Origin of the sequence: Alloiococcus otitis ATCC 51267, from assembly GCF_000315445.1 — a bacterium.
Lineage (GTDB): Bacteria > Bacillota > Bacilli > Lactobacillales > Carnobacteriaceae_A > Alloiococcus > Alloiococcus otitis.
Genome location: NZ_JH992957.1, coordinates 44,609 through 66,696, shown reverse-complemented (window position 1 = coordinate 66,696; position 22,088 = coordinate 44,609). Strand labels below are relative to the sequence as shown.

Sequence of the window (22,088 nt, the reverse complement as noted above, 5' to 3'; positions counted from 1 at the left end):
GGGATAAAACGATAATCCCCATTCACTTGCTTCATCAGACAGCTCAAAAACTTTAAACGGGTAGGAGACCCAACCTGGCTTTTGTCTTGATTGACGATTAACTTTAAGTCTTTTTCAATAAAGCGTGTGATGCTGTTCATTACCCGTTCACCGGCTCGTTTTGATTTAACGTAGATGACAAAGTCATCTGCGTATCGGACAAATCGGTGACCACGGTTAACCAACTCTTTATCCAGTTCATGTAAGTACACATTACTCAAAAGCGGTGATAGAACACCACCTTGTGGTGCCCCTGTTTCACTTGCGATAAATTCGCTAGTCAAATCAATTACACCCGCTCTCAAAAACTTACGGATAATTTTCAGTATCATTTTATTTTGGATGTACTGTTCAAGATAATAGATAAGTTTGTCGTGATTGAGCGTGTCAAAGCATTGTTTGAGGTCACAATCAACTACAACACGATAGCCTTCTTTATAATACTGTGCACATTGTTTGAGAGCACTGTGCGTGCTTTTCCCTGGTCGGAATCCGTGACTGTTGTCATAGAAGTGCGGGTCTATAATCGGTTCAATTACTTGCCGTCTGGCTTGTTGAACAACTCTATCCCGCACACAAGGTATACCTAACTTTCGTTTTTCTCCATTCGGCTTTGGTATTTCTACTCGTTTAACTGGTTGAGGCTTATACGTTCCATCAAGTAATTTCTTCCGTAAGGGTTGATAATACGTTTGAATGTGCTCCTCTATCTCAAAAACGGTCATACCGTCAATACCTGCAGCGCCTTTGTTCCGTTTAACGGCTTTGGCTGCTGTTTCCAAGTTTCTTCTGTCAACAACTTGCTCCATTAAGTTTGGAGACTTACGATACATTTCTGTCATTTCACCTAAAGTTTACTAGACGCATCGGCTTACCCTTTCGGTTCCACCTATTCTCTCCACCGATTGCCAATCTCTTCGATTGTTTTCTGTCCTATTCGTAAACTTTAACCTCCGTTCTATACTTTGTATGAATATTGTTCAGTCCTTCGCTACAACGTAGCTACTATGACCTCGGCTGACTTCTCACTATTCGTTGTTACTACTAAACGCTAGTGAGACCTCCCCGAGTAAGGTGTGACAACCTTCCACTCATGTCACTGCTTCATTTACTGAAAGGGACTTGTGCAGTATTGGACTTTACTTTGTTATGCAAGCTCATCCATCTCAAATCAGCCTTGATATGAAGTTTCTGTTCGTCAGTGCGAGTGTTTGCCTCCAGCTTCCTTCAGATTCCACCTCACGATGGACACCCTTGCCTTCAGCTAACAGTTCCTACTGCCAGGCCTGCAGTGGACTTTCACCACCAAGTTGTCACCCATGCCGGGCGCACATAGAGACAACCAGGCTAGGATAACATCCTAGCCTGGTTGTTTGTGTTTATCTTCACCGATTTAAGCCGTCACTTCCTGGCTCTTGCTGGCGATATCTTTTTGAATGAGGTCCATAAAGTCTTCAAATTGGAGGGTTGGGCTGTCTTTTTGCCCGTACTTACGGACCGAGACAGACCCAGATTCTAACTCGTCATCACCGATAACCAATTGGTAGGGGATTTTTTGGGTCTGGGACTGGCGGATCTTGTAGCCCAGTTTTTCATTCCGGTCGTCTACTTGGACCCGGATGCCTTGAGCTCGAAGCTTGCTAGCCAGTTCCTTGACTCCTTCCAGGTGGGCATCCAGGTTCACCGGGATCAGGACGGTTTGGATTGGGGCCAGCCAGGTTGGGAAGGCTCCCTTGTATTCTTCAATCAAGTAGGCAATGAAGCGTTCCATGGTTGACACAACCCCCCGGTGGATGACAACGGGCCGGTGGTCATCTTGGCCATCTTCACCCACATAGGTCAAGTCAAATTTCTCAGGCAAGAGGAAGTCAAGTTGGACGGTCGACAAGGTCTCTTCTAGGCCAATAGCAGTCTTAACTTGGACGTCTAATTTAGGACCGTAAAAGGCTGCTTCCCCTGTCGCTTCAAAATAGTCAATATCTGCTTCGTCTAAGGTTTCCCTTAGCATGTTCTCAGCTTTAACCCACATTTGGTCATCATCAAAGTACTTGTCCTTGTTGTCAGGGTCCCGCAAGCTCAAGCGGAAGCGGTAGTCAGTAATATTGAAGTCCTTGTAGACTTCTAAGACCAGGTTGACTACCCGGTTGAACTCTTCTTTAATTTGGTCGGGACGGACAAAAACGTGGGCATCGTTCAAGGTCATTTCCCGGACCCGTTGCAAGCCAGACAAGGCACCTGATTTTTCATACCGGTGCATCTGACCCAGCTCAGCAATCCGGATTGGCAGTTCCCGGTAGGAGTGGGTGGCGTTTTTATAAACCTGCATGTGGTGGGGGCAGTTCATGGGTCTTAAGACCAACATCTCCCCATCCCCCATGTCCATTGGTGGGAACATGTCATCTTGGTAGTGGTCCCAGTGGCCAGAAGTCTTGTAGAGCTTAGCATCAGCCATGATTGGGGTGTAGACGTGTTGGTAGCCTAAGTTAATTTCCTTGTCTGTAATATAGCGTTCAATTACCCGGCGGATGGTAGCGCCTTTTGGCAACCAAAATGGCAGGCCAGACCCAACATCTGGGTTAAGGGCGAAGAGGTCCAATTCTTTGCCGATTTTGCGGTGGTCTCTTTCTTTAGCTTCTTCTCTTAGACGGAGAAATTCATCCAGGTCAGACTGCTTGAAGAAGGCTGTCCCATAAACCCTTTGCATCATCTTGTTGTCAGAATTACCCCGCCAGTAGGCACCTGCTAGGGACAAGAGCTTAAAGACCTTGATATATTTGGTTGAGGGGACATGAATCCCCCGGCACAAGTCAACGAATTCACCCTGCTCATAAATGGAAATCACTTCATCCTCTGGTAGTTCATGGATCAACTCTAACTTGTAAGGGTCATCTGCAAAGAGGTCTAAGGCCTCTTGCCGGCTAATTTCTTTCCGAACAATAGGCAGGTTTTCTTTAACAATTTTTTTCATTTCTTTTTCAATCCGGCCAAGGTCTTCTTCTGTCAGGGGCTGGTCGGTATCTGTATCATAGTAAAAGCCTGAATCTATGGCAGGTCCCACCCCGAACTTGGCTTCCGGGTAAAGGCGTTTAATGGCTTGGGCCATTAAGTGGGCCGCTGAGTGCCGTAGGATAGACAAGGCATCTTCGTGTTTATCAGTTACAATTTCCAAGTCACCGTCTTCAGTCAAGGGGGTTTGATAATCCACCAAGTCCCCCTTGAACTTACCGGCTAGGCCAGCCTTGGCCAGAGACTTGCCAATACCTTCCGCTACCTCTTGTGTGGTCGGTTCATGGTCAAAACTTTTAACAGACCCATCTGGCAGGGTAATATTAATTTGTGACATTGTTTTTCCTCCTCAAAAATAAAAAAGCCCCATTAACCAGGCTAGCCTAGTTAATGGGGCGATTAGTCGCGGTTCCACCCATCAATTAGCAGGAAGTTAAAGCTTCCTGCCCTTGTCAAGATCCTTAACGTGGATCAACGCCAGCCTTGTTTTCAGCTGAACTCGGAAGGGGTCTCGACCTTTTTGTTTGGAAAAGTTCCAGCAATCTTTCCCTCTCTGGTAATATATCAAAGGTGAGTTAACTTCCTTGACGATTTAACCTGTTATTAAGTGTAGCCTATCAGAATTAGGACCATAAAGCAATCACTTTTCGCTTAATTTTTGTTTATTGACTTGTGTCTTTGGTTGGTCCCAGTCATCTCTACCTCTTCAGCCAAGTAGCGGACCCGTTCCATCAAACGGGCAGCCTTGACCGGTTCACTCCCTCCCCTGACCTGGGCCAAGTGTTCTTCTTCCAACTGTTTCATGGAAATGTTAGAGGTAAAGAAGGTAGATAAATTGTGTTGCATCCGGTACTGGAGAATAACGCCTAAGATATCATCCCGCAACCAGGCAGACATAGACTCAGCCCCAATATCGTCAATGATTAAAATTTCCGTATTTTGAATAGCATCCAACTTGTCATTAACCGTATTATCCCCTATCGCCGACTTCATATCGGAAGTAAAACTCGGGAAGTAAACCATGGACACTTCAAAACCCAGCTCGGTTAAAGTTTTGGCCATGGCTCCCAAGAGATAGGTCTTGCCAACCCCAAAAGACCCATAGAGGTAAAGGCCTTGGTGGAAGTCTTTAGGGTCAGCCTTGTAAGCTTCCAGGAAGTCAATTACTTTTTCTATAGCCTTCACTTTATCCTGGTTATAAAAGAGGTCGTCAAAGTTAGCCTCTTGGACTTCCTTATCGATATAGTAGGTTTTGAGCCGGTTTTGACTGGCCTGTTTTTTCTGGCGGTCAAGCTCTTCCTGACTAGGGACATACTCCACTAAAATTCGCTTGTTGTGAAGGACCAGCTTGGGATAGTGGCCCCGGACCACGCTCTCAGCCCCAGCTGTTTGGTCAGCCTTAAACCGTTTTTTTTCCTGGACGAATTCATATAACTTTGAAGCAGACTTTAAAACCGCTTCTGTGTCTAAATTCTTTCGGTTGGCCTCTAAAAAAGCTTTGACATCAGGATCCTTGAAGACCTTTTCCTTTAATATTTCCTGGTATTTTTGGTTTAATCGACGGGGATTCATCAACTTGGCTAGCTGATCTTGAATGCTTTCCATTAGGATTCTCCTTCACGGTTCATAATATCCTTGAGCCGGGACCTCATATCACTTTCTTGGTCTGGGTCACTTTCTGGCGACTGACGGTTGGGCTGGGCCATCCAAGCAGGCCGGCTTTCTTGCTTACCCATTCTTTTAGATGGTTTAGACCAGGATTTTCTCTTGGACTGGCGGTTTTTTTGCCGGTTTAAATAGCGGCCCTTGATCACTTCTAGGGCATCTTCAGCGCTGGTCACCCCTTTTTGGGCCCAGTCATCAGCAATTTTCAAGGCAAAATTCTTACTGACCTGGGTATTGTTTTTCACGACTAGGATATAGTGGATTAAAATATTCAAAACCTCTTTAGGAAATTTGGCATAGTCCATTAATTCCTTGATTAACCACTTCTCTGAAGAAGAAACAATCCCATGGCGTTGGTCTTTGATGGATTTTAAGTAGTCATACGGCGACATGGACTTAGCCACATCAATGATTTCCTGAACTGGGTCTCCTGCCACTGAACCGCCCTTCCTGTCCTTATCCTGGTCGTGACCTTGGTCTGAAACAAGCTGGGCTTGCAGCTGGTTGGCCTTGCCTAGCCGGTTGACTTGGCGGTTCAAAACCTTTTGTAAAGACTCTGCTTCTACTTGGCCCGTTTCCAGGTCAGCTGCTTCTAGGACAGCCTGGCGGACCTCCAGTTCATTAAAGCCGTAAGTAAGGTGGTAGATACGGATGATTTCTTTGATATCCTCGCTTAAAAAATCATGGCTAACTAACTGCTTACTCAGCCCTTCTTGGAGGAAGTCCCAGTCAAAGCTTGTCATATCAGCCTGACTTAGCGAAAAGTCGGGATGATCTTCTGGGCTGGTTGAACTTGGAGCCTTGACATCCACCTTGTTTGGGTTGACCTGGTAAACATCCAAAAAGGACTTGGTAATATTTTGATAACCCTCTTTTGACCTCAAGTCAGGTAACAGGCGAGACCGGTAGGAAGCAAATACCTTGTCCCCAACAGCATCCTTAAGGAGGACACAGAGCAAGGGCTCATTAAAAAAGCTAGTAGCAGACAAGGGGGGATGGAGGGTGTAGATATAATCCTTCATTTGATTTTTGTAAACCGACAAGAGCCCCATAGCTTCAAGTCGAACCCGAGCCTGGTAAAAGTCCGCTAGCCCAAGTCCAAGTTCAGCCAGAAGTCGAGACTGGAGGAGGTCAGCCTGGTCCAGGCTAGCCTTGTCTATATAAGATTTCAAAGTTAAATAAAGGGAAAAAGCATCAGCCTTGATGATGGGTTTGTAGACCATGGTCACCAGGGTCACATCTTGGTCGGAAATGGCCTGGCTGGCTTCAATAGTAATATAGTCTTTCGGATCCAGTCCTTGCCACGGATACGCCACACTTAGTCTCCTTTGCTTACTTTTTCTTGTCTTCTAAGGCCTTCATCTCTTCTAAGAAAACGTCAATATCTTTAAATTCTCGATAGACACTAGCAAAACGGATATAAGCCACATCATCGGTCTGGGCTAACTCGTCCATGACATAGTTGCCAATTTCAGTTGAGTCGATCTCACTGACACCCTGGTCCCGTACCTGACGTTCAACATGAGAGACAATCGCCTCTTGGTCCTCAGCAGAGATGGGTCGTTTTTCACAAGCCCGCCGAATCCCCCTCAGTAATTTTTCCCGGGAAAATTCTTCCCGATTACCATTTTTCTTAACAACTAGAATAGCCGACTGCTCTTGCCGTTCAAAAGTCGTAAAACGAAAGCCACACTCTTCACACTCCCGCCGCCTCCGAATAGCCTTACCCTCATCTGCCGGGCGACTGTCGATTACCTTAGTGCCATTATGGTTACATCTTGGGCATAACATTTGAACCACCCTTTATCATTTATCTTCCTGTAGATTTGTTCTTGTCAGGGTCATTATATCACAATCTAGAGCCATTCAGGCAAAAAAGCTAGCTATTCATGGACTGAGAAGAGAGGGACTAGTCTACTAGACAAGCCGGCTAGTAAAGGTCAAACACCGGCTAAGCCTAGTTAGGGGCAAAGTTTATCTTCTTACAAGTTTTTAAAACCCTTTTGATCCAACCAAGCTTCAACCTGCTGACGGCTTTCTTCCTTGCTTCCGCTGTTATCAATGACATAGTCCGCCAACTTCACTTTTTCTTCCAATGACATTTGGGCCTGAATCTTGCGCAGGGCTTGGTCTCGGTCAATCCCATCCCGGTCCATTAACCGACTCACCTGGTCCTGGTAGGGAAGCGAAACCACCATGACGGCCTGGTAGTCGTCTGCCTGACCTGTCTCGTAAAGGAGGGGGATGTCTAAAACTAACAAATCCAAGTCTTGGCCTATGGCAGTTTTAATTTGATTTTGGATAGACTGCCTAATCAAAGGGTGGAGGATCCGGTTGACAGCCTCCTTGGCCTGGCTATTCCGGAAGATAAGGTCGCCTAAATATTTGCGGTCCAAGCCCCCATCCTGGGTCAAAATCTCCTGGCCAAAATAATCAACAAGCTGGTCTAAGCCTGGACTTCCAGGTTCAACAACCTGTCGGGCAACTCGGTCAGCATCAACCACTTGGATACCCTTTTCCTTAAAAACCTGGCTAACAGTAGACTTCCCACTGGCAATGCCACCGGTTAGGCCTAACAAATAGGTCATGGACAAACTTCCTTTCCTTTTATTGCTGGCAGTGAGGACAAAAATGAGTCCCCCTACCATTTAACTTGATCTTTTTAATCGGTTGATGGCAGCGCGGGCAAGGGTCTCCTTCCTTACCATAAACTTGGTGGAAGTCCTGGTAGGTCCCAGCCTGACCCAGGGAATTTTTATAGGACCGGACTGTGGACCCCCCTCTTAAGGTAGCCTCTTGGAGAATCTTGATGGCTGCTTGGCGAAGGGCTTCCACTTCTTCATTAGTCAGCGACCCACCTGGCCGGTCTGGTTGGATTCGGGCTTGAAACAAGATCTCATCAGCGTAAATATTGCCCACTCCCACTAGGAGTTTTTGGTCTAGTAAAATCGACTTGATAGCCCTGGTCTTATGGGCCAAAAAAGTAAGCATCCACTCCAGGGTCAAGTCTTCAAAAGTTGGTTCCGGCCCTAACTGGGCTAGGGACTTGTGCTGGGCTTCCTTACCTTTTTCAACTAAACTCATCCGGCCAAACTTGCGGACATCTTCATACCGCAATTGAGTCCCATCACGAAAGTTAAAGATAACATGGCTGTGCTTGGTGAGAGGAGCGTCTTGGTCTAGGAGGCCATACTTGCCCTCCATCCTCAAATGAGAAATCAACACATCTTGGTCCAGGTAAAACAAGAGGAGCTTGCCCCGACGCTTGACCTGGTGGATGGTCTGACCTAGGAGCCTTCTTTTAAACTGGGAGACTGGTTTAGGGGATTCAATAATATTGTCCCAGTAGACTTGGACCTCCTGGATGGTCTTGCCCACCACTTGGGCCTCCAAGCCACGGCGGACTGATTCAACTTCAGGTAGTTCTGGCAAGTGATGACCTCTTTCTAATTCAAAAACGATTTATACCTTATTTAGCTTCAAACCAGGTTGGGCCGGAATTGGAATCTACCTTGAGCGGCACATCCAAGTCAACCGCCTCTTCCATGACCTGGCTAACCAATTTTTCTAATGTTTCCAGTTCGGCTTCAGGCGCTTCAAAGATTAATTCGTCATGAACCTGCAAGAGCATGGTCGCCTCTAAGCCTTCCTCTTCAATCCGCTGGGCCATTTGGATCATGGCTACCTTGATAATATCAGCGGCACTCCCCTGGATGGGGGTATTCATGGCCGTTCTCTCTGCAAAGGACCGCAAGTTAAAGTTGCGGGAATTGATGTCCGGCAGGTAACGACGGCGGTTAAAAATCGTCGCCACATAGCCCTTGTCCTTGGCTTCGCAAATGGACTGGTCGATATAGTCCTTAACTCCAGGAAACCGGCTAAAGTAGGTGTCAATATAATTTTTGGCTTCCTTACGGGAAATATTTAGGTTTTGCGACAGGCCGTAGTCGGAAATCCCATAAACAATCCCAAAATTGACTGCCTTGGCCTCCCGTCGCATATTGCCTGTCACCTCATCCGGGCTGTCCAAGCCAAAGATTTGTAGGGCGGTTGCTGTGTGGATGTCTTCGTTATTTAGGTAGGCCTTGATCAACTCTTGGTCTTGGGACATGTGGGCTAGGACCCGGAGTTCAATTTGCGAGTAGTCGGCCGCAAAGATCTGCCAACCTTCTTTTCTTGGGACAAAGGCCTTGCGGGTCTTACTCCCTTCTTCGGTCCTGATGGGAATATTTTGCAGGTTAGGATCGACCGAACTCAATCGTCCAGTCCGGGCCACTGTTTGCTGGTAGCGGGTATGGACCTTGTGAGTGTCGGGGTCCGCATCGTTGATCAAGCCTTGAACATAAGTGGACTGGATTTTAGCAATAGTCCGGTACTGGAGAATGTATTCCACAATTGGGGCCTGGCTTCTAAGTTTTTCTAAAACATCCTGGGCAGTAGAGTAGCCGGTCTTGGTTTTTTTGATAACCGGGTAACCCATCTTTTCAAAAAGGATATGGGAGAGTTGCTTGGGTGAATTAATGTTAAATTCTTCCCCAGCCTCGTCAAAAATTTTAGCCTCAATTTCTTTTAACCGGTCTGAGAATTCTTCCTTCATCGCTTCCAGCCGGTCAATATCCAACTTAATGCCTTGGATCTCCATATCAGCCAGGACCTTGGCCAAGGGAAGTTCAATTTCATAATAAAGCTTGTCTTGGTCTTTGTCGTGGAGCTCTTCGGTCAATTGGTCAGTCAAGTCCATAATAGCTTTGACCTTGCTGGCTAAGTGGGCATACATCTGGTCCAAGTCATCCGGGATCCCCTTGCTTTTACCCTTGCCATAGACCACCACATCAGACAGGACACCGGTGTAGTTGTGCTTGCTGGCAAGATCATAGAGGTTGCCCCCGCTGGCATCTTCAGAGGTTAAGAGGTAGGAGGCTAGCATAATGTCAAAGGCAATATGGCCTACCTGGATGCCCGACCGGTTTAAGAGGGCAATAAGGGCCTTGGCATCATAGGTATTCAAGCTGACATCAGGATTCTCAAGCCAGTCTCTAAACATATCTGACTGGAGGGCCGTGTCTGGGTCTGTCACGTAAATTCCTGCCTCACTCCCCCAGGCAATGGCTTGGAGGTCGGCTCGGAGATAGTCTTCTTCTAAAATCTCCAAGTAAATCGAAGCAGACTGACTAAGCATGTCTTGGTTGATCTCGGTGACATAAGTAAAGTCTACCTGGTCTTCTTGGTCTTTCAGGTCTGGCAAGTCCCCTTCCAAGTTCAGTTTATCCAGCTGGCTATTAAAGTCCATCTCCCTGTAAAAGGGAACCAGCTTTTCCAAGTCCTTGCCGGAATAGGCCAAATCAGCCAGGTCTACTTCGATGGGGGAGTGAACATCAATGGTGGCCAGCTTTTTACTCAAGTAGGCTGTCTCTTTTTCGTCTATTAGGTAGTCTTTCCGCTTGGACTTGTTCATCTCGTCGATCCGGTCGTAAAGTTCTTCAACCGAATGGTATTTTTTTAGTAATTTAATGGCTGTTTTTTCCCCAATCCGGGTGACACCTGGGATATTATCTGAGCTGTCACCAGCCAAGCCCTTCATGTCAATAATTTGTTTGGGTTCAATTCCCAATTCCTCTTGTATGCGTCCAGCGGTATAGTCCTTAACGTCCGATACCCCTTTTTTGGTAAGGGCGATCCGGACCTTGTCAGTAGCTAGTTGCATCAAGTCCCGGTCCCCTGTCAAGACCACTACTTCCAGGTCATCCTGGTCCTCAAGCCGAGTCGTCAGGGTCCCAATAATATCATCAGCTTCGTATTGGTCCAGTTGGTAGGTCTGAATCCCAAAGGCCTGGACCAATTCTTTTAAGTAAGGAACCTGCTCGGAAAACTCACTGGGCATGCCTTCCCGACCACCCTTGTAGTCTTCATAATAGTCGTGTCTGAAGGTGGTCTTGCCGGCATCGAAGGCGACTAGGACATGGCTGGGGTCTTCTTTTTCCATAATACTCTCTAGCATATTGTGGAAGCCAAAAATAGCGTTAGTATGGAGGCCGTTGCGGTTTTTCATGGATTCCAACTGGCCGTGTAAGCCATAAAAGGCTCTAAAGGCAACACTGTAGCCATCGATCAACAGGACTTTCTTTTTAGACATGGTCTCTAATCTCCTTCATCTGCCTAGTTTTATGACTAAGCAATTCTTGCTTTTGCTTCAGAATTTGGTCTTGATTATTACCAATAGTTTATCAAATAAGTAAGGGGAATAAAACAGATTAAACCAGCAAGCCAAGCAAGCAAAAAGGCATGCTAAACCCCTCTGGGAGGTCTGACATGCCTTTTGCACTTTATTTATTTTTAGCTTAGACCTGGGAGTGGTAGGTTGAGCTCAACAAGCTTTCATAGGCTTTTTCAAACTTGCTGATGTCTCCTGCTCCCATGAAAATAATCACTTGCCCATGTTGGTCAAGCAGAGGAGACACATCGTCTTCCTCAATCACCTGGTCGGCCTTGCTGGTTTTAGCCAAAAGATCTTGGATGGAAATATCGCCTGACTTTTCTCTAGCTGAATTAAAGATATCACACAAGTAAACCTGGTCTGCCAAGTCCAAGGCCTGGGCAAATTCATCTAGGAGGGCGACTGTCCGGGTAAAGGTGTGGGGCTGGAAGACCGCCACAATGTCCTTGTCCGGGTATTTTTGCCGGGCCGCATCAATCGTTGCCCTTATTTCAGCAGGGTGGTGAGCATAGTCATCGATAATAGTAGTGTCCCCGACCACCTTCTCGGTAAACCGGCGTTTCACCCCAGCAAAATTAGCCAATCTTTGGGCAACCAAATCTTGGTCTAACCCTTCGTAGTAAGCTACTGCTATAACCGCCAAGGCATTTTGAATATTGTGGTTGCCATAGGTTGGGATGGTGAAGTGTTTGTAAAATTCTCCCTTAATATAAAGGTCGAAGGCAGACCCTTCACGACTTCGGTCGATGTTTTTAGCCACAAAGTCATTGTCTTCATTTAGACCGTAGTAAATGACCGGCACCTGGGCTTTGACCTGCCGAAGACGTTGGTCGTCCCCGCAGGCAAAGAGGTATTTTTTGACCTGGTGGCTGAATTCATCAAAGGCCACTTGGACATCTTCAATAGACTTGTAATAGTCCGGGTGGTCAAAGTCAATATTGGTCATAACCGCATAGTCCGGTCGGTAGGCCAAAAAGTGCCGCTTGTATTCGCAGGCTTCCAAGACAAAATACTTGGCACCTTTTTCCCCATGGCCGGTCCCATCTCCAATTAAGTAGGAGGTGCTATCAATACCGGAGAAAACATGGGCCATCAAACCAGTTGTGGAGGTCTTACCGTGAGACCCGGTAATAGCGATGGAAGTAAAGTGTTCGATAAGGTCACCGATAAAATCATGGTAGCGGATGATTTCTAAACCGAGCTCTCGACCTCGGACCAGCTCGGGATGGTTGTCTCCAAAGGCATTGCCTGCTATCAGGGTCATACCTGGTTTGATGTTATCAGGGTCAAATTCTAAAATGTTTATATTTTTTTCTTCTAAGCTTTTTTGGGTAAAGAAATACTTTTTGACATCAGATCCTTGGACATTTAAGCCCTTGTCAAACAAGATAGTGGCAAGTGAACTCATGCCAGATCCTTTAATGCCAACAAAGTGATAGATGGTGTCTTGGTCCATACCCTACCTCCTTCTTGTTTATCTTTACGACAACTTTACAAGTATATAACATTTATGTTAAAAATGCTAGTCTAAGAGTCAGCTTTTTGGTCTGTCTGCCATTTTTTAAGGATATTGGCATTTAAACAGTCTTCGGTCAGGAGAAAGTCATGGTCTTGTTTTAACATCAAGTCTTTTAAGGCCTTGTAATTCCACTCAATTTCTTCCTGAACCTCTTGCTTATCGTAGCCCATCCGCTCTTTCTGTTCCTTGCTATAGCCAAAAACTGGGGAAGGAACTTCAGTCACCTTAAACCGGGGCCGGTATTTTTGCGACTGCTTGTGTTCGTAAAGCTGGTTGAACTTAGACTTACCCTTGAGGATTTTCTCGGCTTCATTTTCCTGGCTAGGGTCCTTGTGGAGGTCACGAGCTAGGTCCTTGTCTCTCTGGTTAATATTGGCAAAGTTCAGACCTTCTTTTGGGTCTTTTTTGCGACCAGACTTAAAAAAGCCGGTGTCTTGACTAGGTCTAAGGTCTGGACTTTCTACTTGCTTTTTCTTTCGATGGTTGAAGGAGGGGCCGTCGTAATTCATTTTGTCATCCCCTTTTAAAATTCAAAGCTTTCTCCAGTCGGTTTGTCATCAGCTAAGACTAGAATGCCTTGCTTTTGGTTTGATTTAATATTCAATTCTCGGGCTGAGCAAATCATCCCAAAACTGTCAACCCCGCGTAACTTGCCCGGCCAAATCACACTTCCATCCGGCATCATAGCCCCTGGTTTGGCTACAACAACCTTTTGGCCTTGGGCAATATTGCTAGCTCCACAGACAATTTGCAGGCTTTGGCCCTGGTCCACTTCTACTTGGGTGATATGGAGGTGGTCGGAATCTTCATGGTCCTTGCATTCTTTAACGTAACCAACAACAAATTTAGGGTCCAGGTCTGCCTGGAGGGTCTGGTCAAAACCAGCTTCTTTGATCAGTTGGTTCAATTGGTCTACCTGGTCTTGGCTTAAGCTAACTGGGCCGTCTTCGTCCAAGTTTAAGTGGTTGGAAATATTGAAGAAGTTGTAGGCTACCAATTTGCCACTTTTTTGGTTATAGATAGCGGCCAGGTCATTGGACCGTTCATAGCTTTGGTCACTAGCCTTGGATTCTTCCAGCATGACCATTAAGACATCTTTTAAACTCTTATTGTTATAGGCTGTTACTAGCATGCAAATCTCCTTTATTTGTTCATTAGGGTGTTCAAGGTAGTTCGGTCAAAGTTCTTAATCAGTTGGACGAGCAGGTCTTTGGCTGCATAGTAGTCGTCAATGTGGAAGAGGGACTGGTGGGTGTGAGGGTAGCGGACAGGAACGCCTAAGACACCAGACGGGATCCCGTCGTTAAGCTGGTGGGCAGCTACCGCATCTGTTCCCCCTTTAGAGACAAAGTACTGGTAGGGAATGTCATGACTTTCGGCAGTGTCTAGGATAAAATCTTTTATCTCTTTTGGCATGATGTAGCCTGGATCTTGGATACGGATTAATACGCCGTCCCCAAGCCGGCCATTAGCATCCGCTTGACCACTGGTATCCTCGGCTGGAGAAGCATCGACAGCAAAAAAGCAGTCCGGCTTGAATTTCCGGACCGAACCCTTTGTCCCTCTTAAGCCAACTTCTTCCTGAACATTGGCCCCGGCGATCAAGGTATTAGCTAAGGTTTGGTCGCCCACTTCCTCTAGGGCATCGATTATGGCTAAAACACCAAAGCGGTTATCCCATGCCTTGCCAAGAATGGTCTTGCCATTAGCCAAGGGGATAGTTTGGACATCTGGAACGATAGCTTGGCCGGGCCGGACACCGTAACTTTCCGCCTCTTCCTTGGAAGTAAAGCCCCCATCAAATAAGATATCTTCTAAGTTCAAACTCGCTGAACCAGACTTATTTTTTAACAGGTGGGGTGGAATGGAAGCGGATACGATTGGTAGGTCGCCCTGGTCAGTCTGCAGACTAAAGCGCTGGGAAGAGACCACATTGGGATTCCAGCCACCAAGGGGTCGGACTTGTAAGAGGCCGTTTGCTTGGATCTTAGCCAAGATAAAGCCCACTTCGTCCATGTGGGCCGCTAGCATGAGCCGGGGAGCCTGGTCTTCCTGACTCGCCTTAATGCCGAAAACCCCGCCTAAGCCGTCCATCTCAATTCTATCGACTTTATCCTTCAGTTCGTCTTTCAGGTAATCTCTCATCTGATACTCAAAGCCAGCAGTGGCTTGGATTTCAGTTATTTTTTTAATGCGGTTAAATAATTTTTCGTCCATAACAAATGGTTAGTAAATAACCCTACCTCCTCAGTCAGTCATTGATTTAATTATACACGAAAGCGAAGGCAAAGGAAAAGCAAGCCCATTTGTACTTGCTTTAGCCTGTAAAAGCCACTAGAATGGTTATAGATATATTTTATCAAGGATGTGACCCAATTAAATGAATGAAAAAAACCAGTCCTTATTCTGGGTAGTTGTGGCCAGTATTTTAAGCCTAGGCCTCTTCTTATTCCTCTTTTTCCTCTACCAAGACCGCAAAATGATGTCAAGTTCGGCTGTCTTGAAAAATGCCAAAAAATCTTTTAAAAAAGATGGGCCAATCGAAGGTTCCTGGATCCAAATGACCCCATCTACTTACAAAGTTGATACTGAAGAAAGTCCAGTCTACTATGGGGGTATCACCCGCAAGGTAGACCAAAACATCCAGCAATATGAATTTATAGCCGATGCCTACACTGGCCAAATTATTACCACCTATCCTATAGCTTCTTAAAATAAACCAGCTGACTTACGATCAAGGTCAGCTGGTTTTGCTTTATCCTAACTAAAAGGTCAAACCTTCTGATTACATAAGAAGTGGGTCTTAAGCCTTCAAACTTCCTATTCTTTGGGAAAGTGGGCGTGGACCCGGTAGATGGGTTGGCCTTTAGCGGAAAACTTTTCTTCGTATTCAGTCATAATATTGCCCACAAAGTCAGACTGGTGCAAGTCTAAGTAGACTTGGTCTAAGACCATGCCATAGTGGGAAAAACTGACCAGGGAATATTCAAAAAGGCCCCGGTTGTCTGTTTTAAAATGGAGGCTACCTGATTCATCTAAGACCTGGTCATAAATAGCTAGAAAGCTCTTATAGGTCAGCCGGCGTTTTTCGTGCCGGTTTTTTGGCCAAGGATCAGAGAAAGTCAGGTAAATCCGGTCAACTTCTCCCTGGTCAAAAAAATGGGTCAGGTCCTGGCCGTTTTCATTCAAAAATTTTAAATTGGGCAAGTCCAAGTCAACCTGCTTTTCTAAAGCCGAAACTATCACGCTGGTTTGTTGTTCAATCCCAATATAGTTGATGTCTGGGTTTTGCTTGGCCGCTTCTACAATAAACTGTCCCTTGCCCATACCCAGTTCAATATGGATGGGGCCGGCTTGGTCAAAAACGTCCTGCCACTTCCCTTTCAGAGCCATAGGGTTAGGCAGGACATAGTCTGTGTGTTCTTTGATATAGTCAGCTGCCCAAGCTTTGTGTCTGAGTCTCATCATAAGTCCTCCCTTCCATTAGAAAAGGGCTTGTGTCATCCATAAGCCCTTTGACTTTGTATTTAACTTAGTTTCCCTCTGGCCCTATTGTTAACATTTGGGCCAAGGATTTGATTCCATGGTTCATGGCTGGCATCCGCCGTTTTTCATAAAAGACTTTGATATCTAAGAGGGCTGCTATGACCTGGTACCAGTAGATTCTCCTTTTAAAGGACGAACTAAGCTTGGCTTGGTAATGATTAAGCCAGTCCTCCCAGTCTAAATACTGCCAATAGCGGGCACCATACTGGCCTAAGTCATAGGCCGGGTCAGCGAGGATGACCGAGTCCCAATCAACTAGGTAGAGGTCATCAAAATCCGACAAAAGCCAATTTTTATGGGAGGCATCCCCGTGGCAAACCACTAAGTCCTCTTTATCTAGCTGGCTACTTGCCTGGGACTGTAAGTAGGCTAAACCCTCTTGAATAGTTGGATGAGACTCTAAGTCACTGGCTAGCCCCTGTAAAAATTGGTCAAGCAAGTCACCCGGCTTCAAGTAACTGCCATCAACTTGTTGAAGCATCTTCTTCAAGGTTTTGGACTGGTGGACCCGGTGTAATTTATGGGGGACCTCAGCCAATTTCATTTCCTCTTTGGTCAAGGTCCGACCCTTGCACCATTCTTGGGCGGTTAGGACATCGCCATTGCCCATCCGTCGGGTCCATACCAACTTAGGAGCTATCCCTTCCATGGACAGGGCTGCCAGAAAGGGTGAGGTATTCTTCTTAAAGAATAACTTCTGCTCATCCTTGGTTCCCATATAAGCCTTTCCTGTTTCGCCTTTTAAGGGGTGTAAGGTCCACCCCATTTCTCTTTCAATCGCCATTTTAACCCAACCCCTTTTTTCTCATCACAAAAAGCGTAACCCTATTTTATCGATAGGAAGGCATACCGTCAACCGATGAAGTGTTCGCTTGTCTACTCATATTTTCTTTTCAAGTAAACTTGGATAAAGGCCCAAGCCAAGGCAGAAGTCAAGACAAGGATGGCCAAAGCCTGGCTGATAGAAGTGAAAAGCCCCAACAAAGTAAAGATGACAACCACAAAGACAGCTAGCTTGGTTAAGAATTTGCGCAAGGCAGTGGCTAGGTCTGCTTGGGAAAGGGGGAGGAGTTTTAAGTAAGCTGTCTGGTTTAAGTCGTCTAGGATGGGGGTGAGTTGGTAGAGGGCCATGAGGATAAAAAGGCCAGCAAAAATCAAGGCAAAGGCCATATTACTAGACAAAACAATGAGAAGACCGCCAACTAAAATCAAACGAATAAGAAGGTTGCGGTAGCCAGGTTGGCGGACAAAGATACGGGCCAGTAAGAAGGAGGCCTGGTCCCCCTCTTTCCCTTCAAAAAAGGCAACCAAGCGAGGCAAGTGGTACCGTTTTTTTCCGTCATCTTGGACTTGGGGCACATCGGTAACGAGGTTAAAAAAGCGGTAGATAGTCTGAATCCGCTTGTTTTCTTCCCGGATGACCTGCTCGATTAAGATAAAGTCAGGCCCCTTGACCTGGTTGACTAAAAAGTAAAAAAGGATAGCAACAATTAAACTGGCAAGGCTAACCAGGAAGGGGTTAAAGATAAAGTTGGCCAAGATAAGAACAAAGCTTAAGACGGCTAAGGCCCCGGTCAACCGAGCCAGGTAAAGGCCTCTAGCGGTCACTTTCTTCTGCAAGTTTAAGTAGGTCCAATCCAGCTGGAGGACGAGAACCTGGAGGCCAATTACAGCCAGTTCAGGCACTTGGTAGCTCGTTAACCCTGCAATTAAAGGCCCGAATAAAAAGATAGCCAGAATTAAAAACAGAACTTTAAAGAGGAGGGACTGCCAGGCATAGGCCCGCAGACTGGGCTTAAATTCTTCAATTCTGGGCAAAAGAAAGAGGCGGTCAGCATTTTGCGTATAGCTAGCAATCCGGCCCCATGCCAAAAGGAGGGTTAAGATAAGGGCGGTCAAGACCTGTCCCAACAGTAAACCGGGATGGAGGCTGGCCAAGACTTCTCGGTATAAAAAGCCTCCTGCCCCCACCAAAAATAAGAGAAGGATGGTAAACTGGTCATTAAAAAGAAGGCGGAGGTATTTGGCGACTTGGCTGTGAAAATTACTCCGCCGTTTGTCTAAGAGGTCTTTAAGCACCGCCATCAGCCCCCTCTTTTGCCTGGCAAGTTTGCGCCATCATTTTTTCAAAGACCAAGTCAAGCTGGTTAATGTCCAAGTCAAAGAGCTGGGCAATCTCTTGTAAAGTTCCTTGGGCTCTAACCTTACCCTCTTCTAAAATCAGCATTCGGTCACAAACATTTTTGACACTTGTCAAGACATGGGTCGACATTAAAATGCCGGCTCCCCTCGCCTTGGCTTCTTGCATTAATTTGACAAAGTCACGCATAGCCAAGGGGTCGAGACCGATAAAGGGTTCATCAATAATCATCAACTTAGCCCGGGTGATAAAGGCACAAATAATCATTACTTTTTGCTTCATCCCCTTGGAAAAATCCACGGGAAACCAGTCAAGCTGGCGGTTTAACCTAAACAAGTCCAATAGAGGCTGGGCCCGGTCCATGGCCTCATCTTTGGAAATATCATAGGACAGGGCAGTCAACTCAATATGGTCTCTCAGGGTTAAGTCGTCATAAATCATGGGCGTTTCCGGTATATAGGCGATCTGTTTTTGATAGGCCATTCTTTGGTCCGATAGCTTTTGACCATCCAGGCTAATTTCACCCTTAAAAGGCTTCATCAAACCCATGATATGGCGGATGGTTGTACTTTTGCCAGCCCCATTCAAGCCAGCCATGCAGACAATTTCCCCATCATGGATGGTAAAGTTTAAATCCGAAATAATTTCTTTGTGGTAATAACCACCACTTAAGTTGGTCACTTTCAATGTCATTGATATGCATCCTTTATTTACTGTAATTAGATTTGTCGAAGTCCGATCCTTTATAAGTTTTACCCCTAAGCGGTTTCTGTCCATTTAGGTCTCATCCTAAGCCATTATGTGTTAAAATAGGGACAAGAATGATGGAAAGAGGGTTATTATGTCTAATTGTTTATTTTGCGATATCATCGAAGGGAATGTTCCCTCAAGAAAGGTCTATGAAGATAACAAGGTTTATGCCTTCATGGACATTTCACAAACCACCCCTGGCCACACCCTTGTCGTTCCCAAAGAACATGTCAGAAACTTTTTTGAAATGTCCAGTGAAACGGCTGCTGACTTATTCAGCCGAGTGCCTAAGATTACCCAAGCAATCAAGGCCAGTGATGACAAGGTAAAAGGGGCTAATATTTTGGTCAACAATGAGGAAGTGGCCTACCAATCCGTCTTCCATAGCCACGTCCACATTATACCAAGATATTCAAGCCAAGACGACTTTGCCCTTAAATTTACCGATAATTCCGAAAAATTCAGCGATGACCAATTGGATACTATCCAAGCAAGAATCCAGGGTCAGTTGCAAGAAGGAGGACAATAAGATGAGTTTCTTATTGGGAAGCGCTGCTGGGCTAGTTTTGGGAGGATTTTACGGCCTCCGTCACACCCCAAGGTCTGGCAAGGACAACCGGAAATGTATCAAGGACTATGTGGATGGGGTAAAAGGCCAGTCCAAGGTAGTCCAAGATGACTTTAACAAGTTCAACCAAGCCCTAAACCAAGTAAAAAGTGAGATGGACAAGGTCCAAGGTCCGATCAGCCAAGAATTCCAGGACATTGCCCACCAATACCAACTGGAATTAGAACCCAGATTGGGGCGTATCCAAACCCGGACCAACAAGTTAAACGAAACATTGAATAATTTAAATGTCTAAGAATCGTAAATCTACCAAGCCTAGTTTCGCTAGGCTTTTTTGTTTGCCTTGGAATAATTCATGCTAAGAAAAAGGCCCCGTCCAGCAAGTTGATCTTAGCCTGGACGGAGTCGGAATCTTGGCTTAGGACTAAAACCTAGCCTTCATTGTTGTCTTGGTCGTCTGCTTCATTTTCTGCTTGGTCGTCATTTTCCTGGTCGCCATCGTCTTGGTCGCTATCATCTTGACCATCGTCATCCTGGTCATCGTCTTGGCCATCATCACCATTGTCTTGGTCATCTTCCTGGTCTTGACCTTCTTCTTGGTCCTCGTCTTCTCCATCACTTTCCTCTTGGTCAGGGTCTTCTTCTTCCACCTGAGGTTCTGATAGGAATGGGGCCATGGCATTTTGCAAGTCAGAATCAGCTATATTAACATTAGCTTCTTGGACCAGTTCAGTCATAATGCTGTTGACCACTTGTGGGTTTCTTAGCAATTCATCTTCGACATAATTGTTGGTCGCTTCTTCTTTGGCATCTTCAAAGTCTTCTTTTTCCCCTTTTTCTAGGAGTTTGATGACATGGTAGCCAAAGGATGATTCAACCGGCTCCTCAGTAATTTCCCCTTCATCCAAGGACATAGCAGCCTCTTCAACCTCAGGAACAAAGCGACCGGTTTCAAGTTCATACTCCCCACCGTTAGAAGCGGAACCAGGGTCTTGTGACCGTTCTTCAGCTAACTCGGCAAAGTCTGCCCCATCATTGAGTTCTTCGATGATGTCTTTAGCTTCCTGCTCTTCATCAACTAAGATGTGGGCCATCCGGGTTCCTTCTGGCACTTGGGAATCGTAGTGTTCTCTGACATCTTCTTCAGAAAAGTCTGCCCGGTCGGCTACAGCTGCTCGGATCATCAAGTTCATTTTAATCGATTGTTCCAAGTCAGCCATATCAGTTGGCGAATTAGCCAAGGTCTCTTCTAAGGCTTCCCGGCCCCCTTGAGCTTCCGCCACATCGTCTATTTCTGCCTGGACTTCTTCATCCGATACTTGGTCACCGTAAGCTTGCTCCAAAATATCTTCTAGAAGCATTTGCTGCAAGACGATTTCCCCGTAGGTACCCCCACTAGGTGAGGGGTTGGTTTTGAGTCTTTCGTAAAATTCATCTTGGCGGATTCGGCCAGCAGTAGTTGAAGCAATTTCTTGGTTTTGGCCACAAGCCCCTAAAAAGAGGAGGGACCCAATAGCTAAGCCAGTCATGGCTTTTTTAAATTTCATTATGATAACACTTCCTAATCATGATTCTAATTTCCAATACTTCAATAATATAGCATATTTCAGGCCACTTTTAAAACCATGTATTAAATTATCAATCTTTTTTCATGACTTAGGCAAATTCAAGAATCCTTGCTCTGGCTTGACCCCTCTTCTAGTCCTGGATGGTAGAAAGACCGGTTGTCCATAGCCCAAATTTTAGGAGTAAACTGACCTGGGTCGGTCTTGTCCAATTCAGAACTGACCATATTTATCTTGGCATCAATCAAGTCAATTTGGTGGAGGACTTCCGCCTCTAAGAGTTGGGGCCGGACGGGAGAGCCAAATTCCAATTGACCATGGTGGGAGAGGACCATATGCTTCAAGAGGACGACTTCCTCTAAAGACTCATCAATTTTCAAATCTTGACAGGCCTGGGCGATTTGGTCATTGACTAAGACGATATGACCCATTAACTTCCCTTCAAAGGTATATTGGGTGGCAGTCGGCCCAGAAAGTTCCATGGTCTTACCCAGGTCGTGAAGGATCAAGCCCCCATAAAGGAGGGACTTGTTAAGGTTTGGGTAGATTTCAGCTAAGGCCTGGGCGATTTTTAGCATGGTGACCGTGTGGTAGGCTAAACCGGCATAAAAGGCATGGTGGTTAGACTTGGCTGCTGGGTATTCAAAGAAAGATTTGTGGTGCTTGTTTAAAATATAGCGGACAATCCGGTTAATGCTAGGGTTGGTAATGGAGAGAATGGCCTGGTTTAAGTCTTCCACCATTTCCTCTTTTTTCATAGGAGCCCTTTTAACAAAGAGTTCTGGCCGGTTGGGTTCCCCTGACTTTGCTAAGCGGATAGAGGAGATGTTAATCTGGGGAATCCCCTTGTACTCCGTCCGCTTACCTTCTAAGTAAACAACCCGACCTTCTTGAAAGGCTTGGACTTGGTCAGGCCTGGCATCCCATAAATTCGCCGAAATTTCTCCACTAGTATCTTGGAAGACAAAGGCAATATAGGGCTTGCCATTTCTGGCTTCTTTTTCTGTAGCACTCTTAATTAAGAGGTAAAGTTCGAGCTTGTCATTCACTTGGTAGTCATAAATCTTGGCCATTTT

General features: G+C 45.9%; 21 protein-coding genes. 3 read left to right on the top strand and 18 right to left on the bottom strand.

Annotated elements, in window-relative coordinates:
- The 12 genes from ltrA to pepA all read right to left on the bottom strand — a co-directional run.
- Nucleotides 1–881 (bottom strand): group II intron reverse transcriptase/maturase (gene ltrA / locus HMPREF9698_RS00355; RefSeq protein WP_003776138.1); only part of this gene is annotated, 881 nt, incomplete at its 3' end.
- A 551-nt stretch (nucleotides 882–1,432) separates the two neighbouring features.
- A complete protein-coding gene (thrS, locus tag HMPREF9698_RS00350; protein WP_003776136.1) occupies nucleotides 1,433–3,382 on the bottom strand; it encodes a threonine--tRNA ligase in 1,950 nt (649 codons plus the stop codon).
- Nucleotides 3,383–3,696: 314 nt separating this feature from the next.
- Entirely contained in the window at nucleotides 3,697–4,650 is a 954-nt protein-coding gene (gene dnaI, locus HMPREF9698_RS00345) for a primosomal protein DnaI (protein WP_003776135.1), read from the bottom strand.
- Complete coding sequence (locus HMPREF9698_RS00340; protein ID WP_003776132.1) at nucleotides 4,650–6,026, bottom strand: replication initiation and membrane attachment family protein; 1,377 nt, start codon at nucleotides 6,024–6,026, stop codon at nucleotides 4,650–4,652. Before HMPREF9698_RS00340 ends, dnaI begins: the two co-directional genes overlap by 1 nt.
- 16 nt (nucleotides 6,027–6,042) lie before the next feature.
- Complete coding sequence (nrdR, locus tag HMPREF9698_RS00335) at nucleotides 6,043–6,501, bottom strand: transcriptional regulator NrdR (protein WP_003776129.1); 459 nt, start codon at nucleotides 6,499–6,501, stop codon at nucleotides 6,043–6,045.
- Between the two features lie 191 nt (nucleotides 6,502–6,692).
- Entirely contained in the window at nucleotides 6,693–7,298 is a 606-nt protein-coding gene (gene coaE, locus HMPREF9698_RS00330; protein ID WP_003776127.1) for a dephospho-CoA kinase, read from the bottom strand.
- Nucleotides 7,299–7,317: 19 nt separating this feature from the next.
- Nucleotides 7,318–8,142, bottom strand: a complete 825-nt coding sequence (mutM, locus tag HMPREF9698_RS00325; protein WP_003776125.1) for a DNA-formamidopyrimidine glycosylase — start codon at nucleotides 8,140–8,142, stop codon at nucleotides 7,318–7,320.
- Nucleotides 8,143–8,179: 37 nt separating this feature from the next.
- Nucleotides 8,180–10,843, bottom strand: coding sequence for a DNA polymerase I (gene polA, locus HMPREF9698_RS00320; RefSeq protein ID WP_003776124.1), 2,664 nt, complete (start codon nucleotides 10,841–10,843; stop codon nucleotides 8,180–8,182).
- 205 nt (nucleotides 10,844–11,048) lie between these two features.
- Entirely contained in the window at nucleotides 11,049–12,380 is a 1,332-nt protein-coding gene (gene murC / locus HMPREF9698_RS00315) for a UDP-N-acetylmuramate--L-alanine ligase (RefSeq protein WP_003776122.1), read from the bottom strand.
- A gap of 71 nt (nucleotides 12,381–12,451) precedes the next feature.
- Nucleotides 12,452–12,952 (bottom strand): hypothetical protein, encoded by a 501-nt coding sequence (locus HMPREF9698_RS00310; protein WP_003776120.1) that lies wholly within the window; start codon nucleotides 12,950–12,952, stop codon nucleotides 12,452–12,454.
- A gap of 14 nt (nucleotides 12,953–12,966) precedes the next feature.
- Entirely contained in the window at nucleotides 12,967–13,575 is a 609-nt protein-coding gene (ytpR, locus tag HMPREF9698_RS00305; RefSeq protein ID WP_003776118.1) for a YtpR family tRNA-binding protein, read from the bottom strand.
- Nucleotides 13,576–13,586: 11 nt separating this feature from the next.
- On the bottom strand, nucleotides 13,587–14,660 hold the full coding sequence (pepA, locus tag HMPREF9698_RS00300; protein ID WP_003776116.1) for a glutamyl aminopeptidase: 1,074 nt from the start codon (nucleotides 14,658–14,660) through the stop codon (nucleotides 13,587–13,589).
- Nucleotides 14,661–14,823: 163 nt separating this feature from the next.
- On the opposite strand from pepA, the gene HMPREF9698_RS00295 reads away from it, so the two are divergent.
- Nucleotides 14,824–15,156 carry a PepSY domain-containing protein gene (locus HMPREF9698_RS00295; protein ID WP_003776114.1) on the top strand — a complete coding sequence of 111 codons (333 nt, stop codon included), beginning with the start codon at nucleotides 14,824–14,826 and terminating at the stop codon, nucleotides 15,154–15,156.
- Between the two features lie 107 nt (nucleotides 15,157–15,263).
- Here the strand turns inward: HMPREF9698_RS00295 and trmB are convergent, their stop codons facing one another.
- The 4 genes from trmB to HMPREF9698_RS00275 all read right to left on the bottom strand — a co-directional run bounded on the left by trmB (nucleotide 15,264) and on the right by HMPREF9698_RS00275 (nucleotide 18,822).
- Entirely contained in the window at nucleotides 15,264–15,908 is a 645-nt protein-coding gene (trmB, locus tag HMPREF9698_RS00290) for a tRNA (guanosine(46)-N7)-methyltransferase TrmB (RefSeq protein WP_003776112.1), read from the bottom strand.
- Nucleotides 15,909–15,975: 67 nt separating this feature from the next.
- A complete protein-coding gene (locus tag HMPREF9698_RS00285; protein WP_003776110.1) occupies nucleotides 15,976–16,773 on the bottom strand; it encodes a phosphotransferase family protein in 798 nt (265 codons plus the stop codon).
- A 92-nt stretch (nucleotides 16,774–16,865) separates the two neighbouring features.
- Complete coding sequence (locus HMPREF9698_RS00280) at nucleotides 16,866–18,074, bottom strand: ABC transporter permease (protein WP_003776108.1); 1,209 nt, start codon at nucleotides 18,072–18,074, stop codon at nucleotides 16,866–16,868.
- Complete coding sequence (locus HMPREF9698_RS00275) at nucleotides 18,061–18,822, bottom strand: ABC transporter ATP-binding protein (RefSeq protein ID WP_003776105.1); 762 nt, start codon at nucleotides 18,820–18,822, stop codon at nucleotides 18,061–18,063. Before HMPREF9698_RS00275 ends, HMPREF9698_RS00280 begins: the two co-directional genes overlap by 14 nt.
- 148 nt (nucleotides 18,823–18,970) lie before the next feature.
- Here HMPREF9698_RS00275 and HMPREF9698_RS00270 point away from each other — a divergent pair, with 148 nt between their 5' ends.
- Both HMPREF9698_RS00270 and HMPREF9698_RS00265 read left to right on the top strand, forming a co-directional pair.
- On the top strand, nucleotides 18,971–19,408 hold the full coding sequence (locus HMPREF9698_RS00270) for an HIT family protein (protein ID WP_003776103.1): 438 nt from the start codon (nucleotides 18,971–18,973) through the stop codon (nucleotides 19,406–19,408).
- A gap of 1 nt (nucleotide 19,409) precedes the next feature.
- Complete coding sequence (locus HMPREF9698_RS00265; RefSeq protein WP_003776101.1) at nucleotides 19,410–19,742, top strand: YtxH domain-containing protein; 333 nt, start codon at nucleotides 19,410–19,412, stop codon at nucleotides 19,740–19,742.
- 136 nt (nucleotides 19,743–19,878) lie between these two features.
- On the opposite strand, the gene HMPREF9698_RS00260 is transcribed toward HMPREF9698_RS00265, so the two are convergent.
- Both HMPREF9698_RS00260 and HMPREF9698_RS00255 read right to left on the bottom strand, forming a co-directional pair.
- On the bottom strand, nucleotides 19,879–20,994 hold the full coding sequence (locus HMPREF9698_RS00260; RefSeq protein WP_003776100.1) for a peptidylprolyl isomerase: 1,116 nt from the start codon (nucleotides 20,992–20,994) through the stop codon (nucleotides 19,879–19,881).
- 119 nt (nucleotides 20,995–21,113) lie between these two features.
- On the bottom strand, nucleotides 21,114–22,085 hold the full coding sequence (locus HMPREF9698_RS00255; RefSeq protein ID WP_003776098.1) for a 3'-5' exoribonuclease YhaM family protein: 972 nt from the start codon (nucleotides 22,083–22,085) through the stop codon (nucleotides 21,114–21,116).
- Between the last annotated feature and the right edge of the window lie 3 nt (nucleotides 22,086–22,088).

Excerpts from the sequence above, each read along its gene's own strand:
- HMPREF9698_RS00270 (WP_003776103.1), top strand. The coding sequence starts at position 18,971 with ATGTCTAATTGTTTATTTTGCGATATCATCGAAGGGAATGTTCCCTCA.
- HMPREF9698_RS00310 (WP_003776120.1), bottom strand. The coding sequence starts at position 12,952 with ATGAATTACGACGGCCCCTCCTTCAACCATCGAAAGAAAAAGCAAGTA.
- nrdR (WP_003776129.1), bottom strand. The coding sequence starts at position 6,501 with ATGTTATGCCCAAGATGTAACCATAATGGCACTAAGGTAATCGACAGT.
- HMPREF9698_RS00280 (WP_003776108.1), bottom strand. The coding sequence starts at position 18,074 with ATGGCGGTGCTTAAAGACCTCTTAGACAAACGGCGGAGTAATTTTCAC.
- HMPREF9698_RS00255 (WP_003776098.1), bottom strand. The coding sequence starts at position 22,085 with ATGGCCAAGATTTATGACTACCAAGTGAATGACAAGCTCGAACTTTAC.
- HMPREF9698_RS00275 (WP_003776105.1), bottom strand. The coding sequence starts at position 18,822 with ATGACATTGAAAGTGACCAACTTAAGTGGTGGTTATTACCACAAAGAA.
- polA (WP_003776124.1), bottom strand. The coding sequence starts at position 10,843 with ATGTCTAAAAAGAAAGTCCTGTTGATCGATGGCTACAGTGTTGCCTTT.
- HMPREF9698_RS00265 (WP_003776101.1), top strand. The coding sequence starts at position 19,410 with ATGAGTTTCTTATTGGGAAGCGCTGCTGGGCTAGTTTTGGGAGGATTT.
- HMPREF9698_RS00260 (WP_003776100.1), bottom strand. The coding sequence starts at position 20,994 with ATGAAATTTAAAAAAGCCATGACTGGCTTAGCTATTGGGTCCCTCCTC.
- HMPREF9698_RS00295 (WP_003776114.1), top strand. The coding sequence starts at position 14,824 with ATGAATGAAAAAAACCAGTCCTTATTCTGGGTAGTTGTGGCCAGTATT.
- pepA (WP_003776116.1), bottom strand. The coding sequence starts at position 14,660 with ATGGACGAAAAATTATTTAACCGCATTAAAAAAATAACTGAAATCCAA.
- dnaI (WP_003776135.1), bottom strand. The coding sequence starts at position 4,650 with ATGGAAAGCATTCAAGATCAGCTAGCCAAGTTGATGAATCCCCGTCGA.
- ytpR (WP_003776118.1), bottom strand. The coding sequence starts at position 13,575 with ATGCTAGTAACAGCCTATAACAATAAGAGTTTAAAAGATGTCTTAATG.
- thrS (WP_003776136.1), bottom strand. The coding sequence starts at position 3,382 with ATGTCACAAATTAATATTACCCTGCCAGATGGGTCTGTTAAAAGTTTT.
- trmB (WP_003776112.1), bottom strand. The coding sequence starts at position 15,908 with ATGAGACTCAGACACAAAGCTTGGGCAGCTGACTATATCAAAGAACAC.
- murC (WP_003776122.1), bottom strand. The coding sequence starts at position 12,380 with ATGGACCAAGACACCATCTATCACTTTGTTGGCATTAAAGGATCTGGC.
- coaE (WP_003776127.1), bottom strand. The coding sequence starts at position 7,298 with ATGACCTATTTGTTAGGCCTAACCGGTGGCATTGCCAGTGGGAAGTCT.
- HMPREF9698_RS00285 (WP_003776110.1), bottom strand. The coding sequence starts at position 16,773 with ATGGCGATTGAAAGAGAAATGGGGTGGACCTTACACCCCTTAAAAGGC.